Origin of the sequence: Promicromonospora sp. MEB111, assembly GCF_030209445.1 — a bacterium.
Taxonomy (GTDB): domain Bacteria; phylum Actinomycetota; class Actinomycetes; order Actinomycetales; family Cellulomonadaceae; genus Promicromonospora.
Window position 1 is genome coordinate 1 of sequence record NZ_JARVSD010000022.1, and the last position, 12502, is coordinate 12502.

The 12502-nt window shown below is 71.4% G+C and carries 11 protein-coding genes; 1 reads left to right on the forward strand and 10 read right to left on the reverse strand.

The window, feature by feature from the left end:
- Positions 1-271: 271 nt before the first annotated feature.
- Positions 272-670 (forward strand): peptide-methionine (R)-S-oxide reductase MsrB, encoded by a 399-nt coding sequence (gene msrB / locus QRN56_RS23980; protein ID WP_108495362.1) that lies wholly within the window; start codon positions 272-274, stop codon positions 668-670.
- Positions 671-700: 30 nt separating this feature from the next.
- On the opposite strand, the gene QRN56_RS23985 is transcribed toward msrB, so the two are convergent.
- From QRN56_RS23985 to mshD, 10 genes are all read right to left on the reverse strand, one after another.
- The gene (locus tag QRN56_RS23985) at positions 701-1249 is read right to left on the reverse strand and encodes a MarR family winged helix-turn-helix transcriptional regulator (RefSeq protein WP_285107540.1); all 549 of its coding nucleotides are present in this window, start codon (positions 1247-1249) and stop codon (positions 701-703) included.
- A 68-nt stretch (positions 1250-1317) separates the two neighbouring features.
- A complete protein-coding gene (locus QRN56_RS23990; RefSeq protein ID WP_285107542.1) occupies positions 1318-2934 on the reverse strand; it encodes an MDR family MFS transporter in 1617 nt (538 codons plus the stop codon).
- A complete protein-coding gene (locus QRN56_RS23995) occupies positions 2931-3434 on the reverse strand; it encodes a MarR family winged helix-turn-helix transcriptional regulator (protein ID WP_285107544.1) in 504 nt (167 codons plus the stop codon). The genes QRN56_RS23990 and QRN56_RS23995 overlap by 4 nt, the downstream gene beginning before the upstream one ends.
- Positions 3435-3640: 206 nt before the next feature.
- Complete coding sequence (locus tag QRN56_RS24000) at positions 3641-5083, reverse strand: sugar porter family MFS transporter (RefSeq protein ID WP_285107546.1); 1443 nt, start codon at positions 5081-5083, stop codon at positions 3641-3643.
- Positions 5084-5144: 61 nt separating this feature from the next.
- Entirely contained in the window at positions 5145-6149 is a 1005-nt protein-coding gene (locus tag QRN56_RS24005; protein WP_285107548.1) for an inorganic phosphate transporter, read from the reverse strand.
- Position 6150: 1 nt separating this feature from the next.
- Positions 6151-6768: a DUF47 domain-containing protein gene (locus QRN56_RS24010; RefSeq protein WP_285107549.1), complete on the reverse strand. Its 618-nt coding sequence runs from the start codon at positions 6766-6768 to the stop codon at positions 6151-6153.
- Positions 6769-7108: 340 nt separating this feature from the next.
- Positions 7109-7708 (reverse strand): hypothetical protein, encoded by a 600-nt coding sequence (locus QRN56_RS24015; protein ID WP_285107551.1) that lies wholly within the window; start codon positions 7706-7708, stop codon positions 7109-7111.
- 94 nt (positions 7709-7802) lie between these two features.
- Positions 7803-8819, reverse strand: coding sequence for an NUDIX hydrolase (locus tag QRN56_RS24020; RefSeq protein ID WP_285107553.1), 1017 nt, complete (start codon positions 8817-8819; stop codon positions 7803-7805).
- A gap of 14 nt (positions 8820-8833) precedes the next feature.
- A complete protein-coding gene (locus QRN56_RS24025; protein WP_285107704.1) occupies positions 8834-11356 on the reverse strand; it encodes an RNA degradosome polyphosphate kinase in 2523 nt (840 codons plus the stop codon).
- A gap of 57 nt (positions 11357-11413) precedes the next feature.
- Positions 11414-12379: a mycothiol synthase gene (gene mshD / locus QRN56_RS24030; protein ID WP_285107555.1), complete on the reverse strand. Its 966-nt coding sequence runs from the start codon at positions 12377-12379 to the stop codon at positions 11414-11416.
- Between the last annotated feature and the right edge of the window lie 123 nt (positions 12380-12502).

The following is a 12502-nucleotide window of genomic DNA, read 5'->3' on the forward strand; positions in this document are numbered from 1 at the left end:
GGGCAGCGCGGGGCCGCGCGTCCGGCGTCGGGCGGCGGGCGTACCGCGGCCGACCACTTCCCGCGGCCGGACGGCGCCGCCCCCCGCCGTCGTCGGCGGGGCGGCCGTGGCCGCGGCGCGGGCAACGCGAACGCGTCCGCCGCGAGCTGACGCGGCCACAGCAGGACTCGTGGGGCCTTCCGACCGGTCGACCGGTCGGGAGGCCTTACGTGTTCGTCACCGCTGGAACACCGGCGGCGAGCGGGAAGTTGCTCTGTGCGGAGGTGTTGAGATGACGTACAAGATTTCGAAGTCCGACCAGGAGTGGCGCGAGCAGCTCTCGTCCCAGGAGTACGCGGTGCTGCGCCAGGCGGGCACGGAGCGGGCCTGGACGGGCGAGCTGCTGGACGAGAAGCGCACCGGCGTCTACCGGTGTCGCGCGTGTGACGCCGAGCTGTTCCGCTCGGACACCAAGTTCGACTCGCACTGCGGCTGGCCGTCGTTCTACAGCCCGCTCGCCGGCGACTCCGTCGAGCTGATCGAGGACCGCTCGCTGGGCATGGTGCGCACCGAGGTGCGCTGCGCCACCTGCGGCTCCCACCTGGGGCACGTGTTCGACGACGCGCCGCAGACCCCGACGGGCGACCGGTTCTGCATGAACTCGGTGAGCCTCACGTTCGAGGAGAGCTGATCCCGGAGTGCGCTGACGCCGGAGAGCGCGTCAGCGCACGCTCGCCTTCCACGCCACGATGTCCGCCGAGTAGCGGTTGAGGAGCCGGGCGAGCTGGGCGACGTCGTCGGTCTCCCAGGTCGTGAGCGCGCCCTCCAGCATGGCGACCCGGCTGGTACGCGCCTGCTCGAAGCGGGCGCTGCCGTCGGGGGTCAGGGTGATGCGCTGGCCGCGGCTGTCGTCGGGGTCGACGGTGCGTTCCACGAGGCCGAGCTCGACCAGGCGGCTGAGCTGCCGCGAGACCGTGGCCCGCCCGACGCCGAAGTAGGCGGCCAGGTCCGAGCCCCGGGTGCCGGGCCGCTCGGCGATGTGCGCCAGGAGCGGGTACGCGCTGGCGTCGAGCTCGGGGTGCACCCGCTGGGCGATGGACGCCCCGTTGGACTGCGCCCGGCGGATCAGCAGCCGGATCTCGCGTTCCAGGCTCTCGTACGGCCCCGGCCCGGTCCCCGTGTCGTCGACGGTGCCGCCGCCGGCCCCCCTGCCGGTGGCGGCACCGTCTTCGGACGTGTCCGTGCTGGACCTGCCGTTACTCGAGAGCATGCGCCCATGATGACGGGTCAAGCGCTCGGATCACAGCCCAGGGGTACGAAATCCCCCACTTGATCGCCCTACGCCTCGACGGGGTCGAGGTCCTTGAGCTGGTCGATGCCCGACCGGTGACCCAGCGGCACCTCCTTGATGAGGGAGACGCAGAGCAGCGCGACCAGGGCGAGCGGGACGGCGGCGAGGAAGATGTCCGCGATGCCGTTCGCGTAGGCCTTCTCGACGACCTCGACCAGCAGGGCCGGGAGCGTCGAGAGATCGGGCAGCGTGCCGCCGCCGGAGGACAGCGCCGACGGGTCGATCCCCTGCTTGGCGAGCTCGGGTGCGATCGCGGTGACGCCCTCCTTCAGGTTCTCCTTCACGCTGTGCCCCAGGATCGCGCCGAGCGCGGAGACGCCGATGGCGCCGCCGAGCGAGCGGAAGAACGTCACTGTGGACGTGCCCGAGCCCGAGTCCTTGATGTGCAGCGTGTTCTGCGTGGCCAGCACCATGTTCTGCATGAGCATGCCGACGCCCGCGCCGAGCACGAACAGGTAGATCGACACCAGCACGAACGAGGTGTGGTAGTCGAGCGTCGACAGGAGCAGCAGGCCGCCCGTCAGGAGCACGCCGCCGGCGACCATGAACGGCTTGTACCGGCCGGTCTTGGAGATGAGCTGCCCGCTGATCGTGGACGACAGGAACAGGCCGACCACCATCGGGATCGTGTAGAGGCCGGACTCGGTGGGCGTCTTGCCGCGCGAGAGCTGCATGTACTGGCTCAGGAACACCGACGAGCCGAACATCGCGACGCCCACGGCGACCGATCCGATGACGGCGAGCACCAGCGTGCGGTTCTTGAAGAGGTACATGGGGATGAGCGGGTTCTTGACCCGCAGCTCCACGAGCACCGCGATCGCGAGGATCACCAGGGAGCCGCCGACCATCGCCACGGTCTGCCACGACATCCAGTCGAACTTGCTGCCCGCGAAGGTGATCCACAGCAGCAGGGTGGCGATGCCGACCGAGATGAGCGTGGCGCCGATGACGTCGATCCGGGCCGAGCCACGGGGGCGCTTGGGGAGCTTGAGCGTCATCTGCAGCACGATGATCGAGGCGATCGCGAACGGCAGGCCCACGAAGAAGTTCCAGCGCCAGCTGATGGCGTCGGTGAGGAAGCCGCCGAGGATCGGGCCGCCGACCATGCCGACACCCATGATCGAGCCCATGAGGCCCATGTACCGGCCGCGCTGGCGCGGGCTGATGATGTCCGCGATGAGCACGGCGGCCAGGGACTGCAGGCCGCCCGCGCCGATGCCCTGGAAGGCACGGAACGTGATGAGCTGGCCGACGTCCTGCGAGAAGCCGGCGGCGGCCGCCGACAGCACCGAGATGACCAGTGCGATCTGGATCAGGGTCTTGCGGTTGGTGAGGTCGGCGAGCTTGCCCCAGATCGGGGTCGAGATCGTCGAGGTCAGCAGGGTCGCCGTCACGACCCAGGTGAAGGCCGACTGGCCGCCCTCGAGGTCGGTGATGATCTTTGGCAGGGACGACGAGACGACGGACATCGCGAGGACCGACACGAACATGCCGAGGAGGATCCCGGACAGCGCCCGGAGAACCTCGGTGTGCGTCATGGCGGGTGGTTCGCCCTGGAGGTGGTCGGGCTCGGCCACCGTGGTCGTGGTGTTGGGGCTGGTCATGCACACTCCTGCTGGTTCTGGGGCGTCTTTCGGTCCGGGATGTCCGCACTGATGGTGTCGACGAGGCGGTCCAGCGTGCGGGTCGCCTGGTCGAGGTCCTCGGGCGACCAGGCGGCGAACGCCCGGTCGATGAGCTTCTTGTACTGCTCCGTGGCCTCGGCTGCGAGAGCCCGGCCCGCATCGGTCAGCTCGACGGTGCGGACCCGGCGGTCCTCGTCGTCGACGGTCCGGACGACGTATCCGGCGTCGGCCAGGGTGCTGACCTGGCGGCTCGCGACCGACAGGTCGACGCGCTGGCGCGCGGCGATGTCGGACAGGGAGACCGGGCCGCACTTGGCGAGCAGGTGCAGCACGGCGACGCCGGCCCTGGGCCAGTCGAGCTCGTGGGCGATACGTGCCGCCGCCTCCCGCTGGGCGCGGGACAGGCTCTGGAGCGCGGTGATCAGGGCGACGGCGGGGGCTTCGGTGCCGGACGGCGTCCGGCTGCTGTGGGAAGTCATGGGTGCCTCGCGTTTGATTGCTTAAAGCAACTATATCCGGATGGTTGCCGAATGCAAGGGTCTCCGGGCCGGGGGGTCGACGGCGGCGGTGTGACCTGCGCGACACAGCCCGTCCACCGCCCGCGCACATGGAAACGGCGCCGCTCCCCGGGTGGGGAGCGGCGCCGTGGCCGCGGCTGGTGCGCGGCTGGTGCGGTGTGCCGGGGTCAGGCCCCGGCGCGGGACTCGTCGCCCATGTCCTCGAGCTCCATGCCCTTGGTCTCGGGCACCTTGCTGAACACGAAGAAGAAGCTCAGCGCCGCGAAGGCCGCGTACATCAGGTACGGCACGCTGGCGCCGAACGCGGACAGCAGCGGCGGGAACGTCAGGGTGATGGCGAAGTTGGCGATCCACTGCATGGCCGCCGCGACTCCGAGGGCGGCGGCGCGGATGCGGTTGGGGAACATCTCGCCGAGCAGCACCCACACGAGCGGGCCCCACGAGGCGCCGAAGAAGACGACGAACGCGTTGGCGCAGATCAGGGCGATGACGCCCCACGGGCCGCTCAGCGAGATGTCCTCGCCCGAGCCGGTCGCCTGCGTGAACGCGAGGGCCATCAGGCCGAGCGAGACGGTCATGCCGGCCGAGCCGATGAGCAGCAGGGGACGGCGGCCCACCTTGTCGATGAGCGCGATGGCGATGAACGTGACGGCGACGTTCGTGATCGAGGTGATGGTGGAGACCAGGAACGCCTGGCTCTCGTCGAAACCGACGGCCTGCCAGAGCGTGCTCGAGTAGTAGAAGATCACGTTGATGCCGACGAACTGCTGGAACACCGACAGCAGGATGCCCACCCAGACGATCGGCTTGAGGCCCAGCGCGCTGCCCCGGAGCGAGCCCTCGGCGGCGTTGGTCTCGTCGATCACGATGCTGCGGTGGATCTGCGCGAGGCGGTCGTCGACGTCCTCGTCGGGCCCGAGGACGCTGGCCAGGACGGCCCGCGCCTCGTCGTCGCGCCCCTTCGCGGCGAGGTACCGCGGCGACTCGGGGATGCGCAGGGCGAGGATGCCGTAGACGGCGGCCGGGACCACTGCGACGAGGAACATCCAGCGCCAGGCCTCCCAGCCGAGCCACAGGACGTTCGCGGCGCCGCCGGCCGACTCGGCGAGGATCTGGTCGGAGAGCAGGGCCGCGAAGATACCGACGGTGATCGCGAGCTGCTGCAGCGAGCCGAGGCGGCCCCGCATCGCGGCGGGCGCGATCTCCGCGATGTACGCGGGCGCGATCACCGACGCGATGCCGATGCCCACGCCGGCCATGAACCGCCAGACGGCGAGGTCCCAGGCGGAGAACGCGATGGCGGAGAGGATCGACGACACGAAGAACAGGACGGCGCCGAGCACCATGACGTTGGTGCGGCCCCAGCGGTCGGCGAGGCGTCCGCCGGCCCACGCGCCGAGCGCGCAGCCGAGCAGCGCGACGGCCACCACGAGCCCGGTGATCGTGGGGTCGAGCGAGAACTGGCCCTCGATGGCGTTCACGGCGCCGTTGATCACGGAGCTGTCGAAGCCGAACAGGAAGCCGCCCACCGCTGCGGCGAAGGCGAGTGCCGTCGCCTTGCGGTGGGCCGATTGCGCGGAGGCGTTCGGGACGGTGTGACCAGTGCTCATGCTGCGATGCTAAGTCGCCCCCCGGGCCAGTCGCGCGCGGAGAGCTCGCCCGGGGGTCTGGTCAGGTCAGGAACGGCCAGAGCGCCCACGTCGCCAGCGCGGCCACGAGGGCGGCGGCGGGGATGGTGAGGACCCAGGCGATGGCGATGTTCTGGGCCACGCCCCAGCGCACGGCGGAGAGCCTGCGGGTGGCGCCCACGCCCATGATCGCGGAGGTGATCGTGTGCGTGGTGGAGACCGGGGCGTGCAGCACGAACGCGTTGACGTACAGCACGAGCGCCGAGACAGACTCGGCCACGAAGCCTCGGGCCGGGTCGAGCTCGATGATCTTGCGGCCGAGCGTGCGCATGATGCGCCAGCCGCCCGAGTACGTCCCCGCGGAGATGGCCGCTGCCGCGCACAGCTTGACCCACAGGGGAATGCCGCTGTCCGGGTTGGCCCAGCCCACGGTGAGCAGCGCCAGGTAGATGACGCCCATGGTCTTCTGCGCGTCCTGCAGGCCGTGGCCCAGTGCCATCGCGGCGGCCGAGGCCGTCTGCGCGATGCGGAAGCGCCGGTGGGTCTTGGCCGGCGCGGCGTTGCGGAAGATCCACAGCACGGCGATCATCACGGCGAAGGCCAGGCCGAAGCCCACCAGGGGCGAGATGACCATCGGGAGCACGACCTTGTCCACGATCGCGGACCAGTAGACGCTCATGCCGCCCGCGAGCCCGGCCCCGACCAGCCCGCCGATGAGGGCGTGCGTGGACGACGACGGCAGCCCGAACCACCAGGTGATGAGGTTCCAGGTGATCGCGCCGAGCAGCGCGCACAGCACCACGGCGAGCTCCGCGTGCGTGCTCGCCCCCGTGAGGTCGACGATCGAGGTGGCGATGGTCTCCGCGACCTCGGTGCCCAGCAGGGCGCCCGCGAAGTTCATGGTCGCCGCCATGAGGAGGGCGACGCGCGGCGTCAGCGCCCGGGTCGAGACCGACGTGGCGATCGCGTTCGCGGCGTCGTGGAAGCCGTTCGTGTAGTCGAAGCTCAGGGCGAGCGCGACCACGAGGACGACGAGGGCGACCTCCAACTCAGGACTCCTTGAGGGCGATGGTCTCGACCATGTTCGCCACCTTCTCGAAGCTGTCCGCGGCGTTCTCGAGAACCTCCACGATCTCCTTCAGCTTCATGAGCTGGACGGGGTCGCCCGCCAGGTCGTCGAAGAGCTGGGCGATGAGCTTGCGGTGCAGCTTGTCCGCCTGGTTCTCCAGGCGGTTCACCTCGACCCAGTAGTCGGCGAGCTTGTCCATCGAGCGCAGGCGCGGCATCGCCTCGGCCGTCAGCTCCGCGCACCGCTGCAGCACCTGGACCTGGTCGGAGACGCGGTCCGGCAGGCCCTCGACCTTGTAGAGGACGATGAGGTCGGCGGCCTCGTCCATCTCGTCCATGCAGTCGTCCAGGGCCGAGGCCAGGCTGGAGATGTCCTCACGGTCGAACGGCGTCACGAAGGTCTGGTTGAGACGCCGCATGATCGAGTGCGTGGCGTCGTCGGCGAGGTGCTCGACGTCGTGCATCTCGTCGGCCAGCTTTTCGCGGCCCGCCCTGTCCGCACCGAGCAGCTCCGCCAACAGGGACGAGCCCCGGACAAGATGCTGGGCCAGGGCGGCGAGAAGGTCGAAGTACGTGGTGTCGCGCGGAGTAAGGCGCACGAGGGCTCCCGTTCTGAGGGCTCTGGAACCTGCTCAGCGTAGGGCTGTTGCCGACTATCGCCAATTTGCAAGGTCATGCTTTGGCAACTCGTGACACACGGCACAGCGCCGGTGCCGGGGCGCCACGGAGGGCGCGGGAGGCCGGGATGTGGGGGAAGAGTTGGGCGACGCCGAACCGGGAGCGCCTCTCGGCGCGGGGCCGCTCGTAGCGGCTTGAGGTGGAGCCCGGGGCTACCGCAGCCCGGCGTCGCATGGACCATCGTAGTCCCGTACGCGGATCTGCCAAGGGGGTCGGACGTCACAGGGCGCGCCCGCGCGGAGGGCTTGACAGCGTGCGGGCCTACTCCAGGGAGCCGGTTCTCCACAGGTCACCGGCTCTTTCCAGCTCTTCCGCGGTGCGCAGCAGCGAGCTGGCGCCCCGGGTCATCCGGGTGGCGCCGGTGGGGTCGGCGACCTCGCGGGAGTCCGCGTCGAAGGCCGCGCCGGTCGAGAGGATCCGGCAGAACGCGCCCGCCCGTTCGAGCGCGACGGCGAGGTCTCCGGTGAACACGCCGGACAGCACGGCGTCGGCGAGTATCTGCAGGTCACCGGGTTCCGGCGGGCTCGGCACGCCCGCGACGGCCTCCTGGACCGGGGCGGCGTCCACACCGAGTCGATACCTGAGCATGACGGTAGGCATGTCCCGCCGCACCCACTCGCGCAGCACGTACAGGCGCCAGAGCGCGCCCGGCAGGGAGACGGGGGCGGCGTCGGCCCACAGGCCCGCGACGGTGTCCAGGCCCTCGTTCTCGACGAGGTGGATGAGCCGCTCCACCACGGCAGGGTCCTCGGTGGTGCGGGCGCGGTCCACCAGGGCCCTGGCCGTCGCGTGGGCGATCTCGTCACGCAGGGCAGGGTCCGTCTCGCCGGGTAGCGCGTCGGCGTCCCGGGGATCCAGCATGGCCGGCCGTCTCGGCGGTCGTTGGTCGCTGCTCATGGAGACCGATAGTGCGCCGAAATGAAACGTGTGTCCACCACGATCCTGGTCGATCTGGTCACCAGACCTGCGGACTTGCCTTCTCCGTGGCCACGACGCGCGGTCCCGAGGGCGTGTCGGCGACGTGCGCGACGAGCACCTCGCCGGGTTCGAGGAACGGGTCCTGCCGGGGCAGGCCGTCCGCCACGGCACCCTCCGCATGCTGGGTGAGCACGTCCAGCACGGTGGGCAGCACGGGCCGGTGGGTGCAGATCAGCGACGACTCGGTGGCCTCCTCGAGCAGCTCGCCCACGGTCGCCGCGACGCGCGACGGCGACCGCTCGTGCTGCGCCTCCGTGAGGTACTCGCTGTAGCTCGGGCGCAGGCCGGCGGCCCGCACGTACGGGTCGATGGTCGTGGCGCAGCGCTCCCAGCGGGAGCTGATCACGTGCTCGACGCCGTAGGCGGCCAGCACGGGTACCAGCGCGGCGGCCTGCCCGTGCCCGAGCGGGGTGAGAGGACGGTCGCGCTCCCCGCCGTGCCAGGAGGTGCGCGACACCGCCCGGCCGTGCCGCGCGATCACGAGCACGCGGGTGTCCAGCGCGCCCTCGGCCTCGGCGGCGAGCAGGGCGTTCAGCGGCCCGCGGTCGGACGCGCGGGTGAGACGGCTCACGGCGTCGGCGGCGTCCAGCCACTCCACCGTGTCGACCTCCTCGCGGTCGACCGGGGCCACCGGCACACGGGCCGCGAGCCCTGCGGTGTCCCGGCCCCTGCGGGCCCGGCGGGATGCCCAGTAGTGCACCCGCTTCACGCGGCCCTCCGGCGTCAGGTACTGCAGGCCGGGCAGAGGGCGGCCGAGCACGATCTCCTTGCCCGTCTCCTCGGCGACCTCGCGGATCGCCGCGCCCTGGAAGGTCTCGCCGGTCTCCAGCTTGCCCTTGGGCCACGACCAGTCGTCGTAGCGGGGGCGGTGCACCAGCTGCACCTGTACGTTGCCGGCCCGACGACGCCAGACGATCCCGCCCGCCGTCATCACCACGGGAGTGTGCATCCCCGCCGGCGGCGAGGTCGCCGTCGTCGGCTCGGTACCCACCACCGACCTCCGGCCCGTCACCGGACGGGCTCGAGCCGGCGCCGCTGCCGCTGGATCAGGACCGCCTGCAGGTCGCGGAGGCCGTTGCCCTCCGAACCCGACGAGGGGCGCTCCCACCGGCCGTCCGGCAGCAGGTGCCAGGACGCCGTCGTGTCCGCCATGGACTCGTCCAGCAGGCCGAGCAGCTCGCCGATGTGGGTCGGGTCGGAGATCCGGATCAGGGTCTCGACGCGCCGGTCGAGGTTGCGGTGCATCAGGTCGGCCGACCCGATGTACACCTCCGGGCCCGTCGCGGGGCCCTCGGCGAGGGCGGGGCCCACCGAGTTGGCGAACGCGAAGATGCGCGAGTGCTCCAGGAAGCGGCCCAGGATGGACCGCACCCGGATGTTCTCGCTCAGGCCCGGCACGCCCACACGGACGGCGCAGATGCCGCGCACGACCAGGTCGACCTTCACGCCGGCCTGGGAGGCGCGGTACAGGGCGTCGATCACCGTCTCGTCGACCACCGAGTTGATCTTCATCTTGACCCACGCCTCGTGGCCCGCGCGGGCGGCGGCCGCCTCGCGCTCGATGCGCTCGACCAGGCCGGAGCGCACCGCGCGGGGCGCCACGAGCAGCCGGTGGAACGTCGACTTCGGCGCGTACCCGGAGAGCTGGTTGAACAGGCGGGTCAGGTCCTGGCCCACGTCGGGGTCGCAGGTCAGCAGGCCGTGGTCGGTGTACAGGCGCGCCGTCTTGGGGTGGTAGTTGCCCGTACCCACGTGGCAGTAGCGCAGCAGGGAGCCGTCGGGCTCCTGGCGCACCACGAGCGACAGCTTGCAGTGCGTCTTCAGGCCCACGATCCCGTAGACCACGTGCACGCCCGCCTCTTCGAGCTTGCGCGCCCAGGAGATGTTGGCCTCCTCGTCGAACCGGGCCTTGATCTCGACCAGGGCGAGCACCTGCTTGCCGGCCTCGGCGGCGTCGATCAGCGCGTCCACGATCGGAGAGTCGCCCGACGTCCGGTACAGGGTCTGCTTGATCGCCAGCACGTTCGGGTCGGCCGCCGCCTGCTCCAGGAACGTCTGCACGCTCGTGGAGAAGCTGTCGTACGGGTGGTGCAGCAGGATGTCCCGGCGCCGGATCGCGGCGAAGACGTCGGTGGGCTTGGAGCTCTCCACCTCCGCGAGGTGCCGGTGCGTGGACGGCACGAACGGCGGGTAGTGCAGGGAGGTCAGGTCGAGGTCCGCGATGAGGTTGAGGCCGGTGAGGTCCAGGAGCGCGGGCAGCTCGTAGACCTCCTCCTCCTTGACGCCCAGCTCCCGGACGATCAGGTCGCGGATGCGCGGGCTGATGTCCTTGGCGATCTCCAGGCGTACCGGCGGGCCGAACCGGCGCCGCAGGAGCTCCTTCTCCATCGCCTGGAGCAGGTTCTCGGCGTCGTCCTCCTCGACGTCCACGTCCTCGTTGCGGGTGACGCGGAACGTGTGGCTGTCGCGCACCTCCATCCCGGGGAACAGGTAGTCGAGGTGCTGGGCGATGACCTCCTCCAGCGGCACGAACGAGAGCGGGCCGCGCTGCGGGTCGGCCTTCTTGGTGCCGGGGCGGCGCGGCTTGCCCGACGCGTCGACCGCGATGAAGCGCGGCAGCAGCGGCGGCACCTTGACGCGGGCGAAGTGCTCCTTGCCCGTGGCCGGGTTGGCCACCACCACGGCCAGGTTGAGCGAGAGGCCCGAGATGTAGGGGAACGGGTGCGCCGGGTCCACCGCCAGCGGGGTGAGCACCGGGAAGATCTGCTTGCGGAAGAACTTGTGCAGCCGCTCCTGCTCCTTGGTGTCCAGCTCCTCCCAGTGCACCAGCGTGATGCCCTCGGCGGCAAGCGCCGGCTGCACCTCGTCCTCGAACACGCGCGCGTGCCGGGCCATCAGGGTGTGCGCGCCCTCGGAGATCGCCGACAGCGCCTGGCGGGGGCTGAGCCCCGAGGCGCTCGTGACCGCGATACCCGTGGCGATGCGGCGCTGCAGGCCGGCCACGCGCACCATGAAGAACTCGTCCAGGTTGGACGCGAAGATCGCCAGGAACCGCACGCGCTCCAGCAGCGGGATGCGCGGGTCCTCCGCGAGCTCCAGCACCCGCTGGTTGAACGCGAGCCAGCTCAGCTCCCGGTCGGCGAACCGGTCGACCGGCAGCGGCTCGCCGAGCAGCGGGTCGAGCAGGCTCGTCCCGCCGGGGTTCTCCGCGATGTGCTCCGCGATGTGCGCGGCCAGGCTCGGGTCCAGGGAGTGCGGCGCCAGGATGTCCTCCGGCTCGCCCGGCTTCGGCGGGGCCGGCCTCGGCGCGGCCGGCTTCTGCGCAGGCTTCTCGACGAGGGCGGACCTCAGCGCGGTCGGCCGCGCGGCCCCGGCGGCGACGGCGGGCACGCCGTCGGTCACCTTGGCGGCCGGAACCGGGACGGACTCGCCGTCGGTCGGCTCCACGCTTGCGGTACGGGGGCTCTGCTTCATGAATCGACCGTTCTTGTCCCGGGTCCTGGCGGAGCTGCTCGCGACGCTGTCCTTCATGTCGTTCATGGTGTCACCGTTCGGTACACAGTGGGTGACGCTCCCGGAGAGCGTCCGTCACGGGCGGGCATACTGCACGTGTACAGCGGCCCGCGCGAAGCCTGCGCGCTCGTACGTGGCGAGGGCGGGCGTGTTGTCGCCCTCGACGTAGAGCACGGCGCGCGTGGCCCCGGATCGTGCGAGGTGGGCCAGCCCCACCTCGGTCATCAGCCGGCCGAACCCCTTGCCCTGCTGGTCCGGGTCGACGCCCAGCGCGTAGATCTCGCCGTCGCGCGCGCCGTCCGGCTGGCCCGGCTCCGTCTTGGTCCACTGGAACGCGACCGGGTCGGCGTCGTCCACGCCGGGCGCCTCGTCGGGCACCAGGAGGAAGAAGCCCTCCGGGTCGAACCACGGCTCGGCCTGCCGGGCGCGCAGGTCGTCGAGCGACATCCGGCCCTGCTCCGGGTGGGTGGCGAAGGCGCGCGCGTTGACGCGGAGCCAGGCGGCGTCGTCGGCCCCGGGGCGGAAGGTGCGCAGGCGGTAGCCGGCAGGGGCGGCGGGCACCTCCGGGGCGCCGTCCGCCCCGGCGAGCGGGCGGGCCAGGAAGAGCAGCTCACGCACCGGCCGCAGCCCCGCCGCCCGCGCGAACTCGCGGGCGGGCTCCAGGTCGCCGTGCGCCCACACGCGCAGCTGCTTGCCGTGCTGGCCGGGCTCGCCCGAGCGTGACGGCAGCGTGGCGTCGCGCTCCGCGGTGCGCAGCAGCACCCGGCCGTGACCGTTCCTGCGGTGCTCCGGATGGATCACCAGCTCGGCGCTCGCGGTCTCGCCCGACCGGTCGATCTGCACGTAGCCGACCGTGCTGCCCGCCGTGGTGTGCGCCACGACGTGCGTGATCCACTCCGCGTCCGTGCCGAGGTTGAGCAGGGGCTGTTCGGACAGCGGCGCGACGCCGTCGTGCGCCTCCGCGGCCGCGGCCAGGTCTCGGACGGCCTGCTGGGCGTCGGCGTCGAGCGGGCCGATCTCGATGGGGGCGGCGATTCGCATGGACCCATCTTGCTCCACGGGGCGGGGTGACGTTTCACACGGCCGCGCCGCACCGGACACGCGGCGGAAACAGGCCGCCTCTAGCGTTCCGAATGTTCCTCTGATCAACATTCTTGTCCGGCC

Excerpts from the sequence above, each read along its gene's own strand:
- QRN56_RS24000 (WP_285107546.1), bottom strand. The coding sequence starts at position 5,083 with ATGAGCACTGGTCACACCGTCCCGAACGCCTCCGCGCAATCGGCCCAC.
- QRN56_RS24015 (WP_285107551.1), bottom strand. The coding sequence starts at position 7,708 with ATGCTGGATCCCCGGGACGCCGACGCGCTACCCGGCGAGACGGACCCT.
- QRN56_RS23990 (WP_285107542.1), bottom strand. The coding sequence starts at position 2,934 with ATGACCAGCCCCAACACCACGACCACGGTGGCCGAGCCCGACCACCTC.
- msrB (WP_108495362.1), top strand. The coding sequence starts at position 272 with ATGACGTACAAGATTTCGAAGTCCGACCAGGAGTGGCGCGAGCAGCTC.
- QRN56_RS24025 (WP_285107704.1), bottom strand. The coding sequence starts at position 11,356 with ATGAAGGACAGCGTCGCGAGCAGCTCCGCCAGGACCCGGGACAAGAAC.
- mshD (WP_285107555.1), bottom strand. The coding sequence starts at position 12,379 with ATGCGAATCGCCGCCCCCATCGAGATCGGCCCGCTCGACGCCGACGCC.
- QRN56_RS23985 (WP_285107540.1), bottom strand. The coding sequence starts at position 1,249 with ATGCTCTCGAGTAACGGCAGGTCCAGCACGGACACGTCCGAAGACGGT.
- QRN56_RS23995 (WP_285107544.1), bottom strand. The coding sequence starts at position 3,434 with ATGACTTCCCACAGCAGCCGGACGCCGTCCGGCACCGAAGCCCCCGCC.